The organism is Allobosea sp. P4_C6 (assembly GCF_056402015.1).
In genome coordinates this window covers 24,748-47,200 of sequence record NZ_JBFUIF010000021.1, presented here as the reverse complement: position 1 = coordinate 47,200, position 22,453 = coordinate 24,748, and the positions used below count along the sequence as shown (strand labels likewise).

The 22,453-nt window shown below is 66.1% G+C and carries 21 protein-coding genes; 16 read left to right on the top strand and 5 right to left on the bottom strand.

Features of this window, described 5'->3' with window-relative positions; genetic code table 11:
* The first annotated feature begins 10 nt into the window (after positions 1–10).
* From AC1DVA_RS16350 to AC1DVA_RS16310, 9 genes are all read left to right on the top strand, one after another.
* Positions 11–220, top strand: coding sequence for a hypothetical protein (locus AC1DVA_RS16350; RefSeq protein ID WP_476806555.1), 210 nt, complete (start codon positions 11–13; stop codon positions 218–220).
* Between the two features lie 79 nt (positions 221–299).
* Positions 300–605 carry a hypothetical protein gene (locus tag AC1DVA_RS16345; RefSeq protein ID WP_265050549.1) on the top strand — a complete coding sequence of 102 codons (306 nt, stop codon included), beginning with the start codon at positions 300–302 and terminating at the stop codon, positions 603–605.
* Between the two features lie 329 nt (positions 606–934).
* Entirely contained in the window at positions 935–2,920 is a 1,986-nt protein-coding gene (locus AC1DVA_RS16340; RefSeq protein ID WP_476806591.1) for an AMP-dependent synthetase/ligase, read from the top strand.
* Between the two features lie 11 nt (positions 2,921–2,931).
* On the top strand, positions 2,932–3,732 hold the full coding sequence (locus AC1DVA_RS16335; protein ID WP_476806590.1) for an ABC transporter ATP-binding protein: 801 nt from the start codon (positions 2,932–2,934) through the stop codon (positions 3,730–3,732).
* Positions 3,733–4,069: 337 nt separating this feature from the next.
* Positions 4,070–4,984, top strand: a complete 915-nt coding sequence (locus AC1DVA_RS16330; protein WP_265054933.1) for a branched-chain amino acid ABC transporter permease — start codon at positions 4,070–4,072, stop codon at positions 4,982–4,984.
* Positions 4,985–5,150: 166 nt separating this feature from the next.
* Positions 5,151–6,230 carry a branched-chain amino acid ABC transporter permease gene (locus AC1DVA_RS16325; protein WP_265050551.1) on the top strand — a complete coding sequence of 360 codons (1,080 nt, stop codon included), beginning with the start codon at positions 5,151–5,153 and terminating at the stop codon, positions 6,228–6,230.
* 124 nt (positions 6,231–6,354) lie between these two features.
* Positions 6,355–7,686 (top strand): ABC transporter substrate-binding protein, encoded by a 1,332-nt coding sequence (locus tag AC1DVA_RS16320; RefSeq protein ID WP_476806554.1) that lies wholly within the window; start codon positions 6,355–6,357, stop codon positions 7,684–7,686.
* Between the two features lie 189 nt (positions 7,687–7,875).
* Positions 7,876–8,721 carry an ABC transporter ATP-binding protein gene (locus tag AC1DVA_RS16315; protein ID WP_265050553.1) on the top strand — a complete coding sequence of 282 codons (846 nt, stop codon included), beginning with the start codon at positions 7,876–7,878 and terminating at the stop codon, positions 8,719–8,721.
* 170 nt (positions 8,722–8,891) lie between these two features.
* The gene (locus AC1DVA_RS16310; protein WP_476806553.1) at positions 8,892–10,124 is read left to right on the top strand and encodes a phenylacetate--CoA ligase family protein; all 1,233 of its coding nucleotides are present in this window, start codon (positions 8,892–8,894) and stop codon (positions 10,122–10,124) included.
* Between the two features lie 115 nt (positions 10,125–10,239).
* Here the strand turns inward: AC1DVA_RS16310 and ung are convergent, their stop codons facing one another.
* On the bottom strand, positions 10,240–10,938 hold the full coding sequence (gene ung / locus AC1DVA_RS16305; RefSeq protein WP_476806552.1) for a uracil-DNA glycosylase: 699 nt from the start codon (positions 10,936–10,938) through the stop codon (positions 10,240–10,242).
* Complete coding sequence (locus tag AC1DVA_RS16300; protein ID WP_476806551.1) at positions 10,935–12,455, bottom strand: bifunctional metallophosphatase/5'-nucleotidase; 1,521 nt, start codon at positions 12,453–12,455, stop codon at positions 10,935–10,937. Before AC1DVA_RS16300 ends, ung begins: the two co-directional genes overlap by 4 nt.
* 175 nt (positions 12,456–12,630) lie before the next feature.
* Between AC1DVA_RS16300 and hemH the strand changes: the two genes are divergently transcribed.
* Complete coding sequence (gene hemH, locus AC1DVA_RS16295; RefSeq protein WP_476806550.1) at positions 12,631–13,695, top strand: ferrochelatase; 1,065 nt, start codon at positions 12,631–12,633, stop codon at positions 13,693–13,695.
* Between the two features lie 189 nt (positions 13,696–13,884).
* Here the strand turns inward: hemH and AC1DVA_RS16290 are convergent, their stop codons facing one another.
* On the bottom strand, positions 13,885–14,775 hold the full coding sequence (locus AC1DVA_RS16290) for an alpha/beta fold hydrolase (protein WP_476806549.1): 891 nt from the start codon (positions 14,773–14,775) through the stop codon (positions 13,885–13,887).
* 45 nt (positions 14,776–14,820) lie between these two features.
* On the opposite strand from AC1DVA_RS16290, the gene AC1DVA_RS16285 reads away from it, so the two are divergent.
* Positions 14,821–15,315 carry a MarR family winged helix-turn-helix transcriptional regulator gene (locus AC1DVA_RS16285; protein WP_476806548.1) on the top strand — a complete coding sequence of 165 codons (495 nt, stop codon included), beginning with the start codon at positions 14,821–14,823 and terminating at the stop codon, positions 15,313–15,315.
* Positions 15,316–15,351: 36 nt separating this feature from the next.
* Here the strand turns inward: AC1DVA_RS16285 and AC1DVA_RS16280 are convergent, their stop codons facing one another.
* Both AC1DVA_RS16280 and AC1DVA_RS16275 read right to left on the bottom strand, forming a co-directional pair.
* Complete coding sequence (locus AC1DVA_RS16280; protein WP_476806547.1) at positions 15,352–15,987, bottom strand: TIGR00725 family protein; 636 nt, start codon at positions 15,985–15,987, stop codon at positions 15,352–15,354.
* A 4-nt stretch (positions 15,988–15,991) separates the two neighbouring features.
* Positions 15,992–16,702, bottom strand: a complete 711-nt coding sequence (locus tag AC1DVA_RS16275; protein ID WP_265050561.1) for an orotate phosphoribosyltransferase — start codon at positions 16,700–16,702, stop codon at positions 15,992–15,994.
* 382 nt (positions 16,703–17,084) lie between these two features.
* On the opposite strand from AC1DVA_RS16275, the gene AC1DVA_RS16270 reads away from it, so the two are divergent.
* From AC1DVA_RS16270 to AC1DVA_RS16250, 5 genes are all read left to right on the top strand, one after another.
* Positions 17,085–18,326 carry an MFS transporter gene (locus AC1DVA_RS16270; protein WP_476806546.1) on the top strand — a complete coding sequence of 414 codons (1,242 nt, stop codon included), beginning with the start codon at positions 17,085–17,087 and terminating at the stop codon, positions 18,324–18,326.
* Between the two features lie 174 nt (positions 18,327–18,500).
* Positions 18,501–19,322 carry a metallophosphoesterase family protein gene (locus tag AC1DVA_RS16265; protein ID WP_265050563.1) on the top strand — a complete coding sequence of 274 codons (822 nt, stop codon included), beginning with the start codon at positions 18,501–18,503 and terminating at the stop codon, positions 19,320–19,322.
* Positions 19,323–19,403: 81 nt separating this feature from the next.
* Positions 19,404–20,588, top strand: coding sequence for an ABC transporter ATP-binding protein (locus tag AC1DVA_RS16260; RefSeq protein WP_265050564.1), 1,185 nt, complete (start codon positions 19,404–19,406; stop codon positions 20,586–20,588).
* Between the two features lie 2 nt (positions 20,589–20,590).
* Positions 20,591–21,514, top strand: coding sequence for a carbohydrate ABC transporter permease (locus tag AC1DVA_RS16255; protein ID WP_265050565.1), 924 nt, complete (start codon positions 20,591–20,593; stop codon positions 21,512–21,514).
* Positions 21,514–22,392, top strand: coding sequence for a carbohydrate ABC transporter permease (locus AC1DVA_RS16250; protein WP_265050566.1), 879 nt, complete (start codon positions 21,514–21,516; stop codon positions 22,390–22,392). The genes AC1DVA_RS16255 and AC1DVA_RS16250 overlap by 1 nt, the downstream gene beginning before the upstream one ends.
* Positions 22,393–22,453 lie beyond the last annotated feature (61 nt).

Below are 22,453 nucleotides of genomic sequence, written 5' to 3'. Positions count from 1 at the left end.
GAACGACGCGATGTTTGGCTTCTTCGACACGCTCATGAAACGGGTCAACGACCAGGCCGCCGAATACGCCGCCGCCCAGTCGAAGGTCGCGAGCCGCGCATGGGAAGGTTGGTTCGACCCCTTCCATGTCCTTCAACCGGCAAAGGTCACTCCCGAGCGCCCGATGCGTGGCAAGGCATCCCGCAGCGAACCCGCAGCGCGGGGCGGCCGGTCTTTCTGAACGGCAGCCAACCCAGCCGTTCAGGCTTTGTTGGGCCGAGGACTGGTCTGATCGGGTTCATCAACCGAAGGAGACGACCATGCGTAGCTTCCTGATGGCCGCCGGCCTCGCCCTCGCCGCGATCGCGGCAACGCCAGCCGGCGCGACGACCCCGTCCATTGCACAGACCGAAGCGCTGGACAGGCTGCCCGCCGAATATACTCGCCACACCCGCGAGCACCGCGAGTGGGAAATCCAGCACAACATGGAGCGGCAGCAGCGCCGTGACTACTATCGTCAAGGCCGTGGCTATGACCGCGGCTACGGCTATGAGCGCCGCTATGGCGGTCCGCCGCCGCATGCTCCGGCCTATGGCTACCGCCGGAACTATTACGAGCGTTACTGACCCTCGCCGTCGTCCCGGCCCGCCCGCAGTTCGTCCGAGCTGCGGGCGGTTTTTTTGCATAAGACTTTCGTTGCGCGCGATAGCGACCTGTCGACGGCCTGCCGGCAGTGCCAGAAATCACGGTAAATTGAACGCGATTTGGGGCGAAACTCGGGGCAGCAGCCGCTGATCGAACTTCGGCGGGAGAGTAATCACCAAAAGGCGAATTGTCTGTCAAGCGGGTCCTTGCGAAGATGATGGCCGCCTGCAAGTCTTGCATGACAACGAGACCGGAAACCGGCTCACAGGAAGCTGCCACGACGCATGGCGGCTCGTCAGGGGAGAACGCAATCGTGGCAAGCGGCACCGCCGGCCAGGCGGATACCTTTCCGAAATTGCTTTTGCGCAATGCCAGGGAGCGCGCCTCGCGCGTCGCGTTTCGTCACAAGGATCTCGGCATCTGGCAGTCCTGGAACTGGGCCGAGGTGGCTGAGCATGTCCGCAATCTCGCCAAGGGGCTGCAGGATCTCGGGCTGAAGCGCGGCGAGAAAGTCGCGATCATCGGCTACAACCGGCCGCGGCTGTACTGGTCGATGTGCGCGGCGCAGTGGATCGGCGCCATCCCCGTGCCGGTCTACGCCGATGGCGTCGCCGAGGAGATGGCCTATGTCCTCGACCATGCCGAGGCCGTCTTCGCCGTGGTGCAGGACCAGGAGCAGGTCGACAAGCTGCTCTCCATCGCCGACCGGCTGCCGCATCTCAGGCACATGCTCTATGACGAGCCGCGCGGCCTACGCGACTACGACCACACCAAGCTCCACGCCATCGAGACGGTGATCCAGGCCGGCGCGAAGGCGCTTCAGGACCAGCAGGCCGAGGCCGCGCTGGCCCGCGAGATGGAGCAGGGCAAGGGCTCCGACCTCGGCATCATCCTCTACACCTCCGGCACCACCGGGCGCCCCAAGGGCGTGATGCTCAGCCACTACAACGTCATCGTCGCCGCCGAGATCGGCTGCGGCTTCGATGGGCTGAACGAGAGCGACGAGGTCATCGCCTATCTGCCGATCGCCTGGGTCGGCGACCACATTTTCTCCTATGCGCAGGCGATGCTGGCCGGTTTCTGCGTCAACTGCCCGGAAAGCCCGGACACCGTCATCGACGACCGCCGCGAGGTCGGCACCACCTATGCCTTCGCCCCGCCGCGCGTCTTCGAGAACATGCTGACCCTCACGATGGTGCGCATGGAGGATGCGAGCGCCCTGAAGCGCAAGGCGTTCCACTACTTCCTCGGCGTCGCCAAGCAATACGGCGAAAAGATCCTGAACGGCGAGAGCGTGCCGCTGAAGGGCCGGCTGCTCTACAAGCTCGGCGACATGCTGGTCTACGGCCCGCTGCGCAATCGCTTCGGCCTGACCAACATCAAGGTCGGCTACACGGCCGGCGAGGCGATCGGCCCCGAACTCTTCCGCTTCTACCGCTCGATCGGCGTCAACCTGAAGCAGCTCTACGGCCAGACCGAGGCCGGGGTGTACATCACCATGCAGCCCAACGGCGAGATCAAGGCCGATACGGTCGGCAAGCCGGCGCCGCTGGTCGAGATCCGCATCGACGACAATGGCGAGGTGCTCTACCGCTCGCCCTCGATCTTCGGTGGCTACTACAAGGACCCGGACAAGACCGCCGAGACGATGACGGCCGACGGCTATGTCCGCTCCGGTGATGCCGGCTTCTTCGACGAGGGCGGCCACCTCAAGATCATCGACCGCGCCAAGGATGTCGGCAAGCTCAACAGCGGCGACCTCTTCCCGCCGAAATACATCGAGAACAAGCTGAAGTTCTATCCGAACATCAAGGAGGTCGTGGCCTTCGGCCAGGGCCGCGACTATGCCACCGTCGCGCTCAACATCGACCTCACCGCCGTCGGCAACTGGGCCGAGCGCAACAACGTGGTCTATGCCTCCTATCAGGAACTGGCCGGCCACGATCTCGTCTACGACATGATCGCCAAGCACGTCGACGAGGTGAACCGCTCACTTGCCGGCGAGCCGATGATGGGCGGCGCCCAGATCAAGCGCTTCCTGATCCTGCACAAGGAACTCGACGCCGACGACGGCGAATTGACCCGCACCCAGAAGGTTCGGCGCGGCTTCATCGCCGAGCGCTATGCGCCGCTCGTCGCCGCCCTCTATGATGGCTCGGAGGCCGCCGACATCTCGACGGAAGTGACCTTCGAGGACGGTCGCAAGGGCGCGATATCGGCCCGCGTCAAGGTGCGCGACGCCACTCTCTATCCGGTGGCTCCGCAGGAGGCGCCGGCAGCGGCGAAGGCGGCATGAACGCGGAGCCGATGAACGTGACGGGCACCCCCATCAGCGCCAAGGGCGAAACCCTGCTCTCGGTCGAGAACATCTCGCTGCGCTTCGGCGGCGTGAAGGCGATCACCGACGTCTCCTTCGACATCCGCAAGGGCGAGATCCGGGCCATCATCGGCCCCAACGGCGCCGGCAAGACCTCGATGCTCAACTGCATCAACGGCTTCTACCAGCCGCAGGAAGGCCAGAKCGTCTTCAAGGGCGAGCGCCGCGCCAAGATGCGCCCGCATCGCGCCGCCGGCGGCGGCATCGCCCGCACCTTCCAGAACGTCGCGCTGTTCAAGGGCATGTCGACGCTCGACAACATCATGACCGGCCGCACCCTCAAGATGAAGAAGGGCTTCTTCTGGCAGGCGCTGCGTCACGGCCCGGCGATGCAGGAGGAGATCGAGCATCGCCGCGTCGTCGAGGACATCATCGACTTCCTGCAGATCGAGCACATCCGCAAGCTCCCCGTCGGCAAGCTGCCCTACGGCCTGCAGAAGCGCGTCGAGCTCGGCCGCGCGCTGGCGATGGAGCCCGAGTTGCTTCTGCTCGACGAGCCGATGGCCGGCATGAACCTCGAGGAGAAGGAGGACATGTGCCGCTTCATCCTCGACGTGAACAATCAGTTCGGCACGACGATCGCCTTGATCGAGCACGATATGGGCGTGGTCATGGACCTCTCCGACCGTGTCGTCGTGCTCGAATACGGCCGCAAGATCGCCGACGGCACACCCGACGAGGTCAAGGCCAACCAGCGCGTCATCGACGCCTATCTGGGAGTGGCGCACTGATGACAGCTCTCCCCCTCTTTCTCAGCCCTCATCCTGAGGAGCGCTCCGCAGGAGCGCGTCTCGAAGGATGCTCCAGTGGGCTCTTCCCGCGCGAGCTGAACCATCCTTCGAGACGCCGCTTCGCGGCTCCTCAGGATGAGGGCTCGTTTGTGTTGCCGATAATCTGGAAGGCGCAGCCATGAGCGACGTCGCCACCCGCCCCGCGCCGAGCCTTCTTGCCAATCCCTGGATCAAGGCCGGCCTGATCCTCGCCGCCATCGTGATCGCCGCGATCGTCGGCGCGCGGCTCGACGGCTCCGGCACGCTTCATGCCATCTTCGTCGATCCGTTCCAGCAGATGGCGCAGGCGCCCGACCTGCTCGTGCAGACGATCTGGGAGGGCCTCGTCTCCGGCGTGCTCTACGCCCTGATCGCGCTCGGCTTCGTCCTGATCTTCAAGGCGTCGGGCGTGTTCAACTTCGCCCAGGGCATCATGGTGGTGTTCGCGGCGCTGACGCTGGTCGGCCTCTACGAGAAGGGCGTGCCGGCCTTCCTTGCCGTCATCATCACGCTCGGCGTCATGTTCGCGCTGGCCGTCACCATCGAGCGCGTGGTGCTGCGGCCCCTGGTCAACCAGCCCGACATCATCCTGTTCATGGCGACCTTCGGCATCACCTATTTCCTGATCGGCTTCGGCGAAGCCCTGTTTGGCGGCAATCCCAAGCAGATGATCGCCGACCAGCTTTATCTGCCCAAGGGCGCGCTCGATCTGCAGATTCTGGGCGGACTGGTCTCGCTGCAGAAGATCGACATCGCCGCCGCGATCATCGCCTCGCTGATGATCGCTGCGCTTGCCGCCTTCTTCCAGTACACCCGCATCGGGCGCGCGCTGCGGGCCGTCGCCGATAGCCACAAGGCGGCGCTCTCGGTCGGCATTTCGCTCAACCAGATCTGGGTCATCGTCTGGTTCACCGCCGGCATCGTGGCGCTGATCACCGGCATCATGTGGGGCGCGCGCTCGGACGTCTCCTTCGCGCTCGAGATCGTCGCGCTGAAGGCGCTGCCGGTGCTGATCCTCGGCGGCTTCACCTCGATCCCGGGCGCCATCGTCGGCGGGCTCATCATCGGCATCGGCGAGAAGCTCGGCGAGTTCTACTGGGGCCCGCTGATCGGCGGTGGCATCGAGAGCTGGCTCGCCTATTTCATTGCGCTGGGCTTCCTGCTGTTCAGGCCTCAGGGCCTGTTCGGCGACAAGATCATCGAGAGGATCTGACGGCGATGCGGACGAACCTCTCCGTCATTCCAGGGCGATCCGCAGGATCGAGCCCGGAACCCATAAACGCAGGTGGCGCCGGCAAAGGCGCGACCTCCTCGCAGCCGACAATGTTCATGGATTCCAGGCTCGGCGCTTCGCGTCGCCCCGGAATGACGGTGTAACCATGCTCTACCGCGAGGCCGGCCAGTACAAATCGACCTATTCCGCCGACATGGCCGTCTTCCCCCTGCGGGAAGACCGGATCGGGCTCGGCATCATCCTGGCGATCGCGCTCGTCGCGATCCCCTTCTTCGGCAGCGACTTCTTCATCGCCTCGGTGATGATCCCCTTCCTGGTCTTCTCGCTCGCCGCGATCGGGCTCAACATCCTCACCGGCTATACCGGGCTGATCTCGCTCGGCACCGCCGCCTTCATGGGTGTCGGCGCCTATGCCTGCTACAAGCTGACGACCGTCTTCCCGAACGTGAACATCATCGTCCTGATTCTCGTCTCCGGGCTGTTCTCTGCCGGCATCGGCGTGCTCTTCGGCCTGCCCTCGCTGCGCATCAAGGGCTTCTATCTCGCCGTCGCGACGCTCGCCGCGCAGTTCTTCCTGCAATGGGCCTTCGTGCGCGTGCCCTGGCTGTTCAACTACAATGCCTCCGGCGCCATCGAGGTGCCGCAGCGCACGCTCTTCGGCATCCCGCTCACCGGCGCCTCCGCCACGCCCGAGACGCGCTATTTCGTCTGCCTCGGCCTCGTCGTGGTGCTGACCTGGTTCGCCTCGAACCTGGTGCATGGCAAGCTGGGCCGGTCGTGGATGGCCGTGCGCGACATGGACATCGCCGCCGAGCTGATGGGCATCAAGCTGCTCAACGCCAAGCTGATGGCCTTCGCCGTCTCGTCCTATTTCGCCGGCGTCGCCGGGGCGATGATGATCTTCCTCTGGTACGGCGGCGGCGAGGCGGCAGACGTGTTCTCGATCCGCCTCTCCTTCAACATCCTGTTCATGGTCATCATCGGCGGCCTGGGCTCGCTGATCGGCTCCTTCTTCGGCGCGGCCTTCCTCTCGATCCTGCCGACGGCGCTGAAATTCGGCCTGCCGGCGCTCGGTGTCCCGATCGCGGGCGCCGCCGCCGAGCATGTCACCTTCATGGTGGTCGGCGCGCTGATCATCCTCTTCCTGATCGTCGAGCCGCACGGCCTCGCCCGGCTCTGGCAGATCGGGAAGCAGAAATTGCGCACATGGCCCTTCCCTTACTGAATCGGCCCTTGCCCTATTGAGGCTCAAGGGAAGGCCCAAGAAACGACCGGCGACATCGAAGCGCCGGCGCATAAAGACCGATCCGACAGCAGTCTGGTCGGGAGGAAACGAACGGAGGAAGTCCATGAAGACCAGCAATCTGATGAAGGGCGCGGCATTCGGAGCCCTGCTCGCGGCGGCCGGCGCGGTCGCCCCGGCTGCGGCGCAGGACAGCGTCTACTTCGCCAACAACGCCTATCGCACCGGCCCCTTCTCGGGTTCCGGCATCCCGATCGGCGACGGCATGCGTGACTACATCACCATGATCAATGAGCGCGACGGCGGCGTGAACGGCGTCAAGATCGTCTACGAGGAGTGCGAGACCGGCTACGACACCAAGAAGTCGATCGAGTGCTACGAGCAGGCCAAATCGAAGAACACGATCGTCTACTCGCCCTGGTCGACCGGGGCTACGCTCGCCGCGATCCCGCGCGCCCATGTCGACAAGATCCCGATCCTGTCGATGGCCTATGGCCTTTCGGCTTCGGCGGATGGTACCGCCTTCCCCTGGGTGTTCATTCCGCCCTTCACTTATTGGGACGGCGCTTCGCTGATGGTGAAGCACATGGCCGCCGAACTCGGCGGCATGGACAAGCTCAAGGGCAAGAAGCTCGGCCTGATCCATCTCGATGCGCCCTTCGGCAAGGAGCCTATCCCGGTGCTCGAGAACCTCGCCAAGAAGTACGGGTTCGAGGTCAAGCTCTATCCGGTTGCCGCCGCCGACATGCAGAACCAGGGCTCGCTTTGGCTCTCGATCCGCCGCGACCGGCCCGACTACCTCTACAACCAGGGCTGGGGCGCGATGAACCCGACCGCGGTCAAGGAGGCGATCAAAAACAACTTCCCGATCAACAAGCTGGTCGGCGTCTGGTGGGCCGGCGGTGACGACGACGCGCGCGCCGGCGGGCCGGAGGCGAAGGGCTACAAGTCGCTCAACCTGAATGCCGCCGGCACCAATTTCCCGGTGATTCAGGACATCCAGAAGTATGTCGTGGAGAAGGGCAAGAGCCTCGCGCCGAAGGATAAGGTCGGCGAGAACCTCTATAACCGCGGCGTCTACAACTCGATGCTCGTGGTCGAGGCGATGCGCAATGCCCAGAAGCTGACCGGCAAGAAGGTCGTCACCTCAGAGGACATGCGCCGCGGCCTGGAAACCCTCAACATCACCGAGGCCAGGCTGAAGGAAATCGGCATGGAAGGCTTCGCCACGCCGACCACGATCTCCTGCACCGACCATTCCGGCCACAGCAAGGCCTATGTCGCGGAGTGGGACGGTACGAAATGGACCAAGAAGGGCGACTGGCTCGAACCCCTCAAGGAGGAGGTCCGGCCGCTGATCGAGGCCAACGCCAAGGACTACACCGAAAAGGCCGGCACCTGGCCGAAGCGGACCGAGTCCTGCGAGAAGTCATCCTGATCTGACGAGGCGCCGCGGCTCCCTTCTCCCCTTGCGGGAGAAGAGAGCTCGGCGAAGCCGAGACGGATGAGGGGTCGCGCGTCCTTGGACGTTTGCGACTCTCCACGAGAAATCCCGACGCGCAGCGCGACCCCTCATCCGGCGCTGCGCGCCACCTTCTCCCGCAAGGGAAGAAGGGGAGGAGCTGCGATGTCCACCGCCACCCTCGAAAAACCCGCCGCTGCGACCGCGAGCGACACCATCCTGTCGCTCAACAATATCGAGGTCATCTACGACCATGTCGTGCTGGTGCTGAAGGGCGTCTCGCTCACCGTGCCGCGCCAGGGCATCGTCGCGATCCTCGGTGCCAACGGCGCCGGCAAGACCACGACGCTGAAGGCAATCTCCAACCTGCTCAAGGCCGAGCGCGGCGAGGTCACCAAGGGCTCAATCGTGTTCGACGGCGAGCGCGTCGACAAGCTGTCGCCGAACGAGCTCGTCAAGCGAGGCTGCATCCAGGTGATGGAAGGCCGGCACTGCTTCGGCCATCTCTCGATCGAGGAAAACCTGCTGACCGGCGCCTTCACACGCCGCGACGGCAACGCCGCGATCAAGCGCGACCTCGAGAAGATCTACGAGCTGTTCCCGCGCCTCAAGCAGCGGCGCAATTCGCAGGCCGGCTACACCTCCGGCGGCGAGCAGCAGATGTGCGCGGTCGGCCGCGCCATGATGTCGAAGCCGAAGATGATCCTGCTCGACGAGCCCTCGATGGGGCTCGCCCCGCAGATCGTCGAGGAGATCTTCGAGATCGTGCGCCGCCTCAACGCCGAGGACGGCGTCTCCTTTCTCGTCGCCGAGCAGAACACCAACATGGCGCTGCGCTACGCCACCTATGGCTACATCATGGAGACCGGCCGCGTCGTCATGGACGGCGAGGCCAAGATGCTGCGCGAGAACGAGGACGTGAAGGAATTCTACCTTGGCGTCGCCGAGGGCAACAAGAAGTCCTTCCGCGAGGTGAAGAGCTACAAGCGCCGCAAGCGCTGGCTCTCGTGACCGGCCGCATGTCTCCTGGACCATGTCATCCCGGACAAGCGGCGAAGCCGCGCCGATCCGGGATCCATGCCGGAGCATTGCTGAAAAGAGTTCAGGCATGGATCCCAGGTTTACGCTTCGCTTCGCCCGGGATGACCACGCTGGTTCATAGTTGATCTGAGGACGCTTCGATGACCGAGCATTACGACGCGCTCGAAACCCGCTCGGCGGACGAACGCGAGGCCGATCTCTTCGCGCGGCTGCCGAAGCTGATCGCCGCCGCCATCGACGCTCCGGCCTATGCCGAGCGCCTGCGCGGCGTCGACCCCTCCTCCATCACCGACCGCAAGGCACTGGCGCGCCTGCCCGTGCTGCGCAAGTCCGATCTGCCCGCGCTTCAGAAGGAGGCGCTGCCTTTCGGCGGCCTCGTCGCGGCCTCGCCCGTCTCCTTCGGCCGGCTCTTCACCTCGCCCGGCCCGATCTTCGAGCCCGAGGGCACTGCCGCCGACGCCTGGAATGCCGCGCGCGGTCTCCATGCCGCCGGGTTCCGGCCGGGCGACATCGTGTTGAACACGCTGAGCTATCACCTGACGCCGGGCGGATTCATCATGGATTCCGCCGCCCGCGCCGTCGGCTGCGCCGTGATCCCGGCCGGGCCCGGCAACACCGAGCAGCAGGTGGAAGTGATCTCCGCCTACCGCCCGAGCGCTTATACCGGCACGCCCGACTTCCTCAAGATCCTGATCGAGGCGGCGGATGCGCGCGGCGTCGACATCTCCTCGATCAGGCGCGCCGTCGTCTCAGGCGCCGCCTTCCCGCCCTCGCTGCAGGCCTGGGTCAGGGAGCGTGGCATCGAAGCCTATCAGATCTATGCCACCGCCGATGTCGGCGTCATCGCCTACGAAACCCCGGCACGCGAAGGCATGGTGCTGAACGAGAACCTGATCGTCGAGATCGTCCGCCCCGGCACCGGCGATCCGGTTCCGGAGGGCGAGGTCGGCGAGGTCGTCATCACCAATCTCGACCCGCATCACCCGCAGATCAGGCTCGCCGTCGGTGACCTCACTGCCGTCCTGCCCGGGCTGAGCGCATGCGGGCGTAGCAACACGCGCATCAAGGGCTGGATGGGCCGCGCCGACCAGACCGCCAAGATCAAGGGCATGTTCGTGCGCCCCGAGCAGGTCGCCGAAATCGCCAAGCGCCACGCCGAGATCGCCAAGCTCAGGCTCGTCGTCGGCCGCGCCAACGAAGTCGACACCATGACCCTCAAGGCCGAGATCTACGCCGAGCCGAAAGGTTTGATCGACGCGGTCTCGTCGACGCTGCAGCAGGTCACCAAACTGAAGGGAACTGTGGAAGTCCTGCCGCTCGGCGCCCTGCCGAACGACGGCAAGGTCATCGCCGATGAGCGCCCGGTGGGGTGAACTCGGCCGTCATTCTCGGGCGAAGCGCAGGTTCGACCCGAGAATCTCTCGCCGGACGAGGCGCCTTTTCTTGCACGAGATGCTCGGGTCAAGCCCGAGCATGACGGCAAGTCACTCACCAAGCGATCGCCTTTTCCCCCTGCCCTTCGAGCCACGCATTAGCTCGGCTGAACGGTTTCGATCCGAAGAAGCCGCGCCTTGCCGAAAGCGGCGAGGGATGCACGCTGGCAATGACGAGATGCCGGCTCTCGTCGATCAAGTTTCGCTTGGCCTGCGCCGGGTTGCCCCACAGCAGGAAGACGACGTGCTCTTGCTCGCGCGACACCGCTGCGATGATCGCATCCGTGATCGCCCCCCAGCCCAGCGAGAGATGCGAGCCGGCCTTGCTCGCCCCCTCCCGCACCGTCAGCGCCGTGTTGAGCAGCAGCACGCCCTGTTTCGCCCAGCGCGTCAGGTCGCCATCGACAGGCGCGGGTTGGCCCAGATCCTCGGCTCGCTCCTTGTAGATGTTGACGAGCGAGCGCGGCAGCGGCGGCGGGCCGACATAGGAAAAGGCGAGCCCGTTGGCATGGCCCGGCGTCGGATAGGGGTCCTGCCCGAGGATGACGGCACGGACCGCATCGAGCGGCGTCAGCGCGAGCGCCGCGAAGACCCGCTCCGGCACAGGGGCCACGACATGCCCCGCAGCCCGCTCGGCATCGACCGCGGCGCAGGCGCGAGCAGCGGCTCCACCCGCGGCGAAGACCGGCAGGTCGCGCCAGCCGGTGGAAGTCCCGCTCGCCAGGAAGGCCGCGAGCGCGTCGGTGCAGCTCACTTCAGGACAGCCCTGCCCTCGACCTTGGCGTCCACCGTGCCAAGCCGGCGGACATAGACCATCACCTCGTTCGCCATCAGCTTGCCGTCGGTGAGGCCGATCAGCGTCCGGCCGCGGCCGAGCGCCGTGTAGCCGTCGCCGCCCTCCAGCATGAAATTGTTGGAGGCGACGGTGTATTTGCCGGCCGGGTCGATCGGCTTGCCGTCGACCGTGACCGCTGTGACGCGTGAGCCCTGCGGCTGCTTGAGGTCTGCCTCGAAGCTGAGGCCGGACACCACGGGGAAGCGGCCGGCGCCCTGCGGCGCGTCGCGCAAACCGTTCTCGATCGCGTCCTTCACATCCTTGCCGGTGATCTCGACCATGACGGTGGCATTGCCGAAGGGCAGTTCGCTGAGCACGTCACGGCGCGTCAGCTTCTGCCCGGCGGTGTATTGCTTGTTGGCGCGAATGCCGCCGGCATTGGTGATCGCAAGCTGCGCGCCGGTCGAGGCGCGGATCGCGTCGGCGATCAGGTTGCCGATCGCCGTCTCCTGCGTGCGGATGACGCCGGTGCGGGAATCGAGGGGGACGGCGAGCGTGGCGATATCGACGTCGAGTTCCTTCGACAGCTCCGACTCGTAGCCCTTCACGATGGCGGCGACGTCGGGGTCCGGCGTGGCCGAGCGGGAATCGTTGACGCGGAAGGTCGGCGTCCACGTCACCTGCCGCGCGGCGCCCTCGCCCCGAACGCTGACGGCGATGTCGATGGCGGTGACGTAATTGCCCTCCTCGTTCGACTCGACCATCACGACCTTGCCGTCATAGGCGATGGCGAGATCGTGGTCGTGGCCGGTGAGCACGATGTCGACCACGCGCGAGCGCACGATCTCGTAGTCCGTGGCGCGGTCGGCATGGACGACGGCGACGAGGATGTCGGCGCCCTGCCCCTTCAGCGCCCTGGCCTCCCGACGCAGCGCCTCCATCGTCGAGGAGAACTTCAGATCGCCGGGATTGGAGAGCTGCGGGGTCGGATCGAAGGTCGTGCCGATGACGCCGACCTTGATGCCGCCGAGCTCGAAGATCTGCGAATCCTTGTGGTGCGCCAGGGTGTTGCCGGCGGCGTCGCGCAGGTTCGCCGCGAAGGTCGGGTACTTCTGGGCTGCGGTCAGCTTGAGATAGTTCTCCTTGCCGAAGTCGAACTCGTGATTGCCGGGCACGAAGACGTCGATGCCCATCTTGTTCTGCATCGCGACGATATGCGCGCCCTGGTCGAAGCCCGACATCAGCGAGGGCGAGTAGCAGTCGCCGGCATGGCAGAACAGCACCGGCAGGCCCTTGGCCCGCTCGGCTTTGGCGATGCCGGCGGCGCGCGCGAAGCCGCCGCGCCCCTTGTCGTCGCTCATTTTGTAGATGTCGTTGAGCAGCAGCAACGTGAAGCTCGGCGCCGGCTGCTGCGCCATGGCGACCGGCGCTGTTGCGGCGAGCGTCGCCGGCGCCGCCAGGACCCCGAGAGCCTTGCGGCGGGTGAGCTTCGTCATGGCGGGTGCCCTTCACGTCTTGAGAACGGCTCCAGACTAGCAAAGGTCGGGCCGCGCTGACCAGAGCATCTCCATCGCAAGGTCAGCAGTGTCGCACCCGGGTTTTCGACAAGCTTCAAGGCTGGACGAAAGCGCGAACTCGTCTAAATCACGGGGGCAAGGAGAGCATGCGCTCATGACTGCTGACATCGCCGCTGCGCCGGGCCGCGAGGCCGCCGCCCTGCCGCCCGATCATCCCAAGGTGCAATATGGGCGCATCGGCGTCCTCCTGATGAATCTCGGCACGCCCGAGGGCACCGGCTATTGGCCGATGCGCGCCTATCTCAAGGAATTCCTCTCCGACCAGCGCGTCATCGAGGAGCCCCGCTGGAAATGGTGGCCGATCCTCAACCTCATCATCCTGTCGACGCGCCCCGGCCGGAAGGGCAAGGATTACGCCTCGATCTGGAACAACCAGCGCAACGAGGGTCCGCTCAAGACCATCACCCGTTCGCAGGCCGAGCAGCTCGCTGACCGGCTGAAGCCTCTGGCGGGCGAGCGCGTCGTCTTCGATTGGGCGATGCGCTACGGCTTTCCCGATGTGCAGAGCCGGCTGAAGGCCTTGCTCGACCAAGGCTGCGACCGCATCCTGCTGGTGCCGCTCTACCCGCAATATGCCGCTCCGACCTCGGCCACCGCCTGCGACCAGGCCTTTCGCGCCCTGATGCAGATGCGCTGGCAGCCCTCGGTGCGCGTCGCCCCGCCCTACCACGACGATCCCGTCTATATCGGCGCGCTCGCCCGCTCGATGCGCGCCTCGCTGGCGAAGCTCGATTTCGAGCCGGAGGTCATCCTCTGCTCCTTCCACGGCATGCCGAAGGAGTATCTGCTCAAGGGTGACCCCTATTATTGCCAGTGCGTCAAGACCTGGCGCCTGCTGCGCGCCGAGCTCGGCCTCTCCGAAGAGCGCTTCCCGCTGACCTTCCAGTCGCGCTTCGGCCCGGATGAATGGCTGCAGCCCTATACCGACGAGACGGTGAAGGCCCTGGCGCTGGCCGGCAGGAAGTCGATGGCCATCGTCGCGCCGGGCTTCTCGGCCGATTGCCTTGAGACGCTGGAAGAGCTCGACGGCGAGAACCGCGAGATCTTCCTGCACAATGGCGGCGAGAAATTCGCTTATCTGCCCTGCCTCAACGACTCCGCCGAAGGCATCGACGTCATCGCCGAAGTCGTGCAGCGCGAATTGATGGGCTGGCTCTGAGCTAAGCTCAGGCTGCGGTTCAAAAAAGGCGCGCCGTCATTCCGGGGCAGGCCGCAGGCCTGAGCCCGGAGCCTAGAACCGATGCCGACATGAAGCCAGGCCTCAGCTCGCCCCCGCGCCTTTCGTGGAAAAGCCTTCAGTTCTGGGTTCCGGGCTCTTCGCTACGCGAAGCCCCGGAATGACGGCGCGTTACCCTGCCCCAGCAACGAAGCGCGCGACGCTCTCCGCCACCGGCCGCGCCTTCAGAATGCGGCGGTGGCCGAGCCCCTCCGTCACCTCCAGCGTGACGAAGGGACCGGCCTCCGCCAGCGCCTGCGCATGCTGGAAGCCGAGCTCGCGATCCTCCCGGTCGTGGATCACCAGCGTCCGCAAGCCGATCGCCGCCAGTTGCGCCGGCCCCTCGAAGACCTCGATCGGATTGCCCGCGACGATATGGATGCGCCGCTCCAGCGCCGCCTGCCCACGGCGGCCGAGGCCGAAGGCCGTGCCGAACTGGCGAGTGATCTCGGTGATCGAGGACGGCGCCGAGATCAGCACGAGCCGGTCGGCGCTGACCAGGGGGTGCGCCCTGACCGAGCCCGCCAACGCGGCGAGCGCGATCGCGCCCCCGAAGGAGTGGGTGACGATCGCATGCAGCGGCTCGAAGACCCGTGCCACCGCCGCGAGGCTGGCCACGCCGAGCGGGATGTTCAGTTCCCGCCCGGTCGAGGCGCCATGGCCCGGCAGGTCGAAGGCGACGACGCGGAAACCCGCCGCCAGCAGCGGATCGACGAAGCCGGCCATCGAGGCCGCCTCTCCCGTCCAGCCATGGATCAGCAGAACCGTCCGCGCCGGGCCGGTCGTTTCAGGCTCGAAAACATAGGCCTGCACGCTGCCGCAAGGGAATGGAATGGCGCGCTGGGCGGCGTGCTGCAGCTTGATGCTGGCGGCGGACGCAGCCGGCTTGCCGTTTCCGCTTCGCCTCGGCGGCCTTGGCGGGGTACAGAATAATCTGAAGGCCAGTCGACCGGCTGCCGAAGGAGCCACGAAGCTCGCGGCCCGGACCAGCGGGCGCATGTAACGGAGCGCGGAAGCGGCCATGGGAACGTCTCGATTTTGTTCAACGATGAACAAATATGTTCAGCCATGAACAAAAAGCAAGACCTTTCCGCTGCGACACAAGCGCAGCTCCTGCCCTGGGACCTTCCGCGCTTCCGCAACTGGCTCGCCGTCGCCCGCGTGCACAGCGTCTGGGAGAAGGTGTTCACCGAAGCGCTGGCACCGCTGGACATCCAGCTCGCGCATTACGACGTGCTGGCCAACATCTTCCACACGCCGGGCCTGACCCAGCAGGCCCTCGCCGAGAAGCTCCTGGTCGGGCGCAGCGCCATGAGCATGCTGCTGCCCGTGCTGGAGCGGCGCGGCCTGATCGAACGACGCAACGACGAAGCCGACCGGCGCCTGCGCCGGCTCTGGCTGACGGCGCAGGGCGAGGCGTTGACGCGCAAGGCCATGGCGATCCATGTCGCCGAGATCGAGGCCATGATGACGGTGCTGAGCGACGACGAGTGCAGCGCCGTCGGTGAGTCGATGCGCCGTGTCGCCAAGGCTCTCGAGGCCCGCACCGTCGCGGGCCGCTGACCGGCTGACCTCGACGGGCCTGAAACCGACGCCCGGTCAGAGCGCTAGGATCACGCCTGCGACGGCATCCAGCGCCGCCTCCGCATTGGAGCAGGCCAGCGCGCCGTCGACGGTGGGCGCGCCGTCCAGCAGGAAGACCGGCCGCTTGAACTGCAAGGCAAAGGCGATCTCGGACAACGTCCCGTAGCCGCCTCCGATCGCGACGAGGCAGCAGGCCGCCCGGGCGATCAGGGCATTCCGCGCCACGCCGATGCCGGTCGCGAGGGGAACGGTGACATAAGGGTTGGCCGCCTCGGGCTCATCATCCGGCAGCAGGCCGATCGACAGCCCGCCCGCCTGCGCGACGCCGCGGCAGACCTCTTCCATCACGCCGGAGCGGCCACCGCAGAGCACGGTGACGCCATGCTCCGCGAGCAGCCGGCCCATCCTCTCCGCCGCAACGGATTGGGAAGGGGTCGGCGTGCGCGTCCCGATCACGGCGACGGGCGTGCGCAGCGGCGTCCCGCTTTCGCGTTGCAGCCAGCGCAAGGCGCGGGCAGCCGAGACCGGCTCTCCGCCCCGGCTATCCGCCGCGTCGCCCCATTGCCGCATGGCCGGATCGAACGCCCGGCCATCAGCATCGTGCAGTCGCCCGCCCTCGATATCGAGGCGCAGTTGCGGAAGCCGCAGCACCGGCTCAGGCCGGCTTTTCTTCGCCGAAGGCCGAGATGCCGCCATGCTTGGCCGACCAGCTCGCCGGATCGTTCAGGAAGCTCTCGACCTCCGCCAGCACCTTCGGCTCGAAATGGCCGCTGTCCTTCGCGACCGCCAGCACATCCCACCACGTCGTGAGATAGTGCAGGTTGATGCCGATCTCGGTCATCAGCTCGCGGCTCTTGGGGAAGATGTCGTAGTAGAACAGCACGAAGCAGTGCTGGACGTCGGCGCCCGCATTGCGCAGGGCCTCGCAGAAATTCACCTTGCTGCGGCCGTCGGTGGCGAGATCCTCGACCAGAAGCGTGCGCGCGCCCTCGACGACCGAGCCCTCGATCTGGGCATTGCGGCCGAAGCCCTTTGGCTTCTTGCGGACATACTGCATCGGCAGCGAAAGACGGTCGGAGATCCAGGCGGCGAAGGGAATGCCGGCCGTCTCGCCGCCGGCGATGGTGTCGAGCGACTCGTAGCCGATGTCGCGCACGATCGTGGTGGCGGCGAAATCGATCAGCGTCGAGCGCAGGCGCGGATAGGAGATGATCTTGCGGCAGTCGATATAGACCGGGCTCGCCCAGCCCGAGGTGAAGAAGAACGGCTTGTCGCTGTAGAAATGGACCGCCTTGATCTCGAGCAGCATCTTGGCCGCTTCGCGCGCGATCACGGTCCTGTCGGTGGGGGTGAACAGGTTGGGCATGGCGCGGTCTCTCCAGGCTGAGCGACGCCGCTCGCCGGGGACGGCAAGGGCGCAGGGGCAGGTCGAATTGGCAAACGGCCCCTTCTGATCGCCCGCGCCCGGCAGGTCAATCCCCGCGCCATCATTTCCACCGCGACGCGCGGGGCGGCGCCTTTCTTCCTCGGCGGCCAGGAAATGCGAGCCCGAGCGCCGCGCGCCCGGACGGCGAACGACGCGGCTTGAACAGCCATTTCCGGACGCATCCACAGGCAGAAACCGTATCGATCGTTGCGCCGGCTCCGGCAGCGTGACAAGGCGGGCCGGTATCGCGAACTTGCGCCTGCCCCGACGTGGCATGCGACCCGGCATCGCTTCGGCGTAACGGGAACGAGAGGCTGAAGTCATGAACGATCGTCTGGTGGCATCTGCGGCTGCACCATTGGCGCCAATCAGCGTCGACGGGAAAGCCCGCAAGGCGCTGTGGGGCGCGGCCATCGGCTATGCGATGGACGGCTTCGATCTCCTGATCCTCGGCTTCATGCTCCGGGCGATCTCGGCCGATCTCCAGCTCAGCCAGGCACAGGCCGCCTCGCTGGTGACCGCGACGTTGATCGGCGCCGTGCTCGGCGGCATCGGCTTCGGCATGCTCTCGGACCGCATCGGCCGCGTCCGCGTGTTGACCTGGACCATCGTGCTCTTCGCCGTCTTCACCGGGATGTGCGCGCTGGCCCAGGGCTATTGGGACCTGCTGGTCTACCGCACCATCGCCGGCCTCGGCCTCGGCGGCGAGTTCGGCATCGGCATGGCCCTGGTCGCCGAGGCCTGGCCGGCCTCGAAACGGGCGCGCGCCTCGTCCTATGTCGGCCTCGGCTGGCAGGTCGGCGTGCTCGCCGCCGCCATCGCCACGCCGATCCTGCTGCCGACGATCGGCTGGCGCGGCATGTTCGCCATCGGCATCCTGCCGGCTGTCGCCGCCTATTTCATCCGCCATTCGCTGCACGAGCCCGAGGTCTTCGTCGCCCGCAGCAAGGACCGCCCGAAGGAATCGGCGCTGCGCCTGCTGGTCAAGGACTGGGAGACCACCAAGCTCAGCCTCGGCATGGTCGTCCTCTGTTCGGTCCAGAACTTCGGCTATTATGGCGTGATGATCTGGTTGCCGAATTATCTGGCGACCCGCTTCGGCTTCGCGCTCACCCAATCGGCGGTGTGGACGGCCGTCACCATCGCCGGCATGGCGCTCGGCATCTTCGCCTTCGGCCATATCGCCGACCGCATCGGCCGGCGCCCGGCCTTCTTCGGCTACATGCTCGGCGCGGCCGTGATGGTCATCGTCTATTCGCGCCTGACCGACCCGATGCAGCTCCTGGTCGCGGGTGCGGTGATGGGCTTCTTCGTCAATGGCATGCTCGGCGGCTACGGCGCGCTGATCAGCGAGCTCTTTCCGACATCCGCTCGTGCCACGGCCCAGAACGTCCTGTTCAACATCGGTCGCGGCGTCGGCGGCTTCGGGCCCGTCGTCGTCGGCGCCATCGCTGCGGCCTACGGCTTTCAGACCGCGATCGCGCTGCTGGCGACCCTCTATCTGCTCGACATCGTCGCCATGTGGTTCCTGATTCCGGAGCGACGTGGCGAGGAACTGCAGTAGGCGTTGGCCTCACATTTGGAGACCTGGCAGGCCAAGGCGGGCAAGTTGGCTTCGCCTCAATAATACATTTGTGTCATCAAACATTCATTTGTATGATCCATGGCAAAACTGCTGCCCCGCACGTCACGGAGGCAGTGCGTTGCCCGCTCGGGCAGCGTGTTCCGGAGGGAAGCCATGCAGCGGGTCGTGCAGATTTCCGACACCCATCTCAGCCCGGCCAAGCAGCATTTCGCCTGCAACTGGGAGCCGCTGACAACGTGGCTGACAGCGCAAGCGCCTGATCTCGTCATCCACACCGGCGATGTGACGGTCGACGGCGCGGATGTCGAAGAGGACATGCGCCATTGCCGCGCGCTGCTCGATACGCTTGGCGTGCCGGTGCTCAGCATTCCCGGCAACCACGATGTCGGCGAGGCCCATCACCCGCACCAGCCGGTCAACGACCGGAGGCTCGCCCGCTGGCGCGACCATATCGGCGAGGACTTCTGGGTTCATGACCTCGAAAGCTGGCGGCTGATCGGCCTCAACTCCATGCTGTTCGGCAGCGACGAGGCGGAGGAGCAGCGCCAGCTCGCCTGGCTCGACCGCCAGATTGCCGAGGCCCGGGGACGCAGGCTCGGCTGGTTCCTGCATCGCCCGCTCTTCGTAGCAGCGCCGGATGAGGGCGACCGGGGCTATTGGAGCGTGCCGCCGCAGCCGCGCGCGCATCTGCTCGATCTCGTTCGTCGCCATGACGTCGCCTTCGTCGCCAGCGGCCATCTGCACCGCGCCCATGATTTCACGGTCGAAGGCACGCGTTACATCTGGGGACCTTCCTCCGGCTTCGTCGTCGGCCCGGAGCTGCAGCCCGGCATGGCCGGAACGACCACCCTCGGCGCAGTCTCCTATGATTTCGACGGCCGGGATTTCTCCGCCGAGATTCACGAGATCGCCGCGCTGAAGACGCTCTGGATCGATGATGTGATCCAGGAGGTCTACCCGCCGCGCGCCGCCTGACGCTCCGCCCGGCCGCCTGCAGCGGCCGAGCAAGACACGCCCACCGAAGAGCCCTCAGGGCCCCAAAAGAGGCGAAACGAGATGGCCAAAGTCGCACTGTCCTCCATCGCGAAATCCTTCGGCTCGACGAAGGTTCTCGGCGGCGTCGATCTCGACATCGCCGATGGCGAGTTCCTGACGCTGGTCGGCCCCTCCGGCTGCGGGAAATCGACCCTGATCCGGATCATCGCCGGGCTCGAGCATCAGGACGGCGGCAGCGTCGCCATCGGCGGCAATCGCGTCGATCATCTGCGGCCGCATGAGCGGCGCGTGGCGATGGTGTTCCAGTCCTATGCGCTCTATCCGCATATGAGCGTGCGGGCGAACATCGCGCTGCCGCTGACGATGTCGCGGCTGAAGCTCAGGCAGCGCCTGCCGCTCCTCAAATGGCTGTCGCCGCGGCGGCGCGAGGTCATGCGCGGCATCGAGGCCGATGTCGGGGCGGTCGCGGCGCAGCTCCAGCTCGAGCACCTGCTCGACCGCAAGCCGGCGCAGCTTTCCGGCGGCCAGCGCCAGCGTGTCGCGCTCGGCCGCGCGATGGTGCGCAGCCCCGACGTCTTCCTGATGGACGAGCCGCTTTCCAATCTCGACGCCAAGCTACGCGTCCATATGCGCACCGAGCTGGCCGAGCTGCACAAGCGGCTGGGCGCCACCTTCATCTACGTCACCCACGACCAGGTCGAGGCGATGACGATGTCGGATCGCGTCGCCATGATGGATTCGGGCTCGATCCTGCAGCTCGGCACGCCCTCGCAGCTCTATGAGAAACCGGCCTCGCTGAAGGTCGCGCAATTCATCGGCAGCCCGGCGATCAACCTCCTGCCCGCGACCGTCGGAACCTCCGGGCGCCTCGAGCTCTTCGGCCGGCCGATGTCGCTCGCGGTCACCGAGGCGCACGGTCAGGCGGTCACGCTCGGCATCCGCTCGGAGGCGCTGACGCTCGTCCATGGCGAGCCCGGACCTGGACGCGCGTGGTTCTCGGCGCGGCTACGACGCAAGGAGAATCTTGGCTCCGAATACATCCTGCATTTCGATCTCGCCGGGCGCGATGCCGAGGGCGTGACCATGCGCACCTCGCCCGCGATCGCAGCCGGCGTGAACGAGGCCAGCGAAGTCACGCTCGGTTTCGACGAGGCCGCGGCCCATATCTTCGGAGCCGATGGCGATCGCATCGAGCCGCGCGGCCAGGGCGTCGCCACCGGCTCCGTCATCCCGCTGAGGGCCTGAGCATGACGCTCGCCCTCGCATCCCCCGCAGACTTTGCCCCGGTCGCCCGCCGCAGGCTTCGTATCGAGCGCTTCACCGGGCTCGGCTTCGCCCTGCCGGCCTTCGTCCTGCTTTTGCTGACCATCCTGATCCCGCTCGCGGTCCTGCTGCTGCTCAGCCTCACGAACTACGAATTCGGCGGCGTCGACATGGATTGGGTCGGCCTCGCCAACTTCCAGAAGGCGCTGGCCGATCCGATCATCCGGCGCTCGCTCGTCAACACGCTGCTCTATGTCGCGATCGTCGTGCCCGGCGGGGTGTTCGGTGCCTTGCTGATCGCGGTGCTCGTGCATCGGCGCCATCGCAGCCGCTCCTTCTACGAGGTGATCTACTTCCTGCCGGTGACCTCGACCCTGATCGCCATGGCGACCGTCTGGCAGTTCCTGCTCCATCCCTCGCTCGGCCCGGTCAACGGCTTGCTGAAATGGCTGGGCTTCAGTCCGGTCGCCTTCCTCAGCGAGCCCTCGACGGCGCTGGCGACGCTCGCCGTGATCGGGATCTGGCAGTTGCTCGGCTTCAACATGATCCTGTTCCTCGCCGGGCTGACCGCGATCCCGCGCGATCTCTACGAAGCCGCCGATATCGACGGCTGCTCCAGCGGCATCGACCGCTTCCTGACCATCACCTGGCCGCTGCTCGGCCCGACGACGATGTTCGTGCTGGTCACCACGATGATCACGGCGTTCAAGATCTTCGACACGGTGGCGGTGATGACGCGCGGCGGTCCGGTCGGCTCGACCGAGGTGCTGCTCTACAACATCTATCTCGAAGGCTTTCAGTACTTCCACACCGGCTACGCCGCAGCGCTGACCTTCATCTTCCTCGCCTTCATCCTCGTCTTCTCGGCCGCGCAGACCTTCGCCCTCGACAAGAAGGTGCATTACTGATGGCCGATCTCACGCTCGCTGCCGCCGCCCCGGTCACGCCCGCCCATTCGGTGCTGCGTCGCTTCCTCTCGCTCGTGCTGATCCATGGCGTCCTGATCGCCGGGGCGATCTTCATGCTGGCGCCCTTCATCTGGATGCTGGTGACCTCGATCAAGCCGCCGGCCGAGATCTTCAACGCCGAGATCTCGCTCTGGCCGAAGCAGTTCTACGGCATCCAGAATTACGGCTTCGCCCTGGAGAAAGCGCCGCTGCTGCGCTTCGCGCTGAACGGCGTCATCCTCTGCGGCGGCATCCTGATCGTGCAGCTCCTGGTCGCCATCCCCTGCGCCTACGCGCTGGCGAAGCTGAACTTCCCCGGCCGCAACGCGCTGTTCGTGCTGGTGCTGCTCGGGCTCTGCATCCCCGTGCAGGTGCCGGCGATGCCGCTCTATATCGCGCTCGCCCAGCTCGGCCTGCTCAACACCTATTTCTCGATGATGGTGCCGTTCTTCCTCTCGGTCTTCGCCATCTTCCTGTTCCGCCAGTTCTTTCGCAGCTTCCCCGACGATATCATCAACGCCGCCCGGCTCGACGGCATGAGCGAGTTCGAGATCGTCTGGCGCATCGTGACGCCGAGCGCTTGGCCCGCCATCGCCGCCTTCTCGGTATTCTCGGCGGTGGCGCACTGGAACGACCTCTACTGGCCGCTGATCGTCATCTCCGACACCAGGCTCGCGCCGCCGCCGCTCGGCATGATGTTCTTCGCCGATGCCGAGACCGGATCGAACTACGGCGCGCTCACGGCGGCGGCGACGATCCTCACCGCCCCGCTCGTCATCGCCTTCCTCGTCGCCAGGCGCCGGTTCATCGACGGCATCACCATGACCGGGGTGAAGTAGCCGGCGCCGCATGACCCGGCCGCGCCCCCCCGCAAGACGTTCAGGCCTGAAGCATCGTCCA

Bases quoted from the DNA above. Each gene is read 5' to 3' on its own strand.
- AC1DVA_RS16350 (WP_476806555.1), top strand. From the start codon at position 11: ATGTTTGGCTTCTTCGACACGCTCATGAAACGGGTCAACGACCAGGCC.
- AC1DVA_RS16345 (WP_265050549.1), top strand. From the start codon at position 300: ATGCGTAGCTTCCTGATGGCCGCCGGCCTCGCCCTCGCCGCGATCGCG.
- AC1DVA_RS16330 (WP_265054933.1), top strand. From the start codon at position 4,070: ATGGCGCAGGCGCCCGACCTGCTCGTGCAGACGATCTGGGAGGGCCTC.
- AC1DVA_RS16325 (WP_265050551.1), top strand. From the start codon at position 5,151: ATGCTCTACCGCGAGGCCGGCCAGTACAAATCGACCTATTCCGCCGAC.
- AC1DVA_RS16320 (WP_476806554.1), top strand. From the start codon at position 6,355: ATGAAGACCAGCAATCTGATGAAGGGCGCGGCATTCGGAGCCCTGCTC.
- AC1DVA_RS16315 (WP_265050553.1), top strand. From the start codon at position 7,876: ATGTCCACCGCCACCCTCGAAAAACCCGCCGCTGCGACCGCGAGCGAC.
- AC1DVA_RS16310 (WP_476806553.1), top strand. From the start codon at position 8,892: ATGACCGAGCATTACGACGCGCTCGAAACCCGCTCGGCGGACGAACGC.
- AC1DVA_RS16300 (WP_476806551.1), bottom strand. From the start codon at position 12,455: ATGACGAAGCTCACCCGCCGCAAGGCTCTCGGGGTCCTGGCGGCGCCG.
- hemH (WP_476806550.1), top strand. From the start codon at position 12,631: ATGACTGCTGACATCGCCGCTGCGCCGGGCCGCGAGGCCGCCGCCCTG.
- AC1DVA_RS16290 (WP_476806549.1), bottom strand. From the start codon at position 14,775: ATGGCCGCTTCCGCGCTCCGTTACATGCGCCCGCTGGTCCGGGCCGCG.
- AC1DVA_RS16285 (WP_476806548.1), top strand. From the start codon at position 14,821: ATGAACAAAAAGCAAGACCTTTCCGCTGCGACACAAGCGCAGCTCCTG.
- AC1DVA_RS16275 (WP_265050561.1), bottom strand. From the start codon at position 16,702: ATGCCCAACCTGTTCACCCCCACCGACAGGACCGTGATCGCGCGCGAA.
- AC1DVA_RS16270 (WP_476806546.1), top strand. From the start codon at position 17,085: ATGAACGATCGTCTGGTGGCATCTGCGGCTGCACCATTGGCGCCAATC.
- AC1DVA_RS16265 (WP_265050563.1), top strand. From the start codon at position 18,501: ATGCAGCGGGTCGTGCAGATTTCCGACACCCATCTCAGCCCGGCCAAG.
- AC1DVA_RS16260 (WP_265050564.1), top strand. From the start codon at position 19,404: ATGGCCAAAGTCGCACTGTCCTCCATCGCGAAATCCTTCGGCTCGACG.
- AC1DVA_RS16255 (WP_265050565.1), top strand. From the start codon at position 20,591: ATGACGCTCGCCCTCGCATCCCCCGCAGACTTTGCCCCGGTCGCCCGC.
- AC1DVA_RS16250 (WP_265050566.1), top strand. From the start codon at position 21,514: ATGGCCGATCTCACGCTCGCTGCCGCCGCCCCGGTCACGCCCGCCCAT.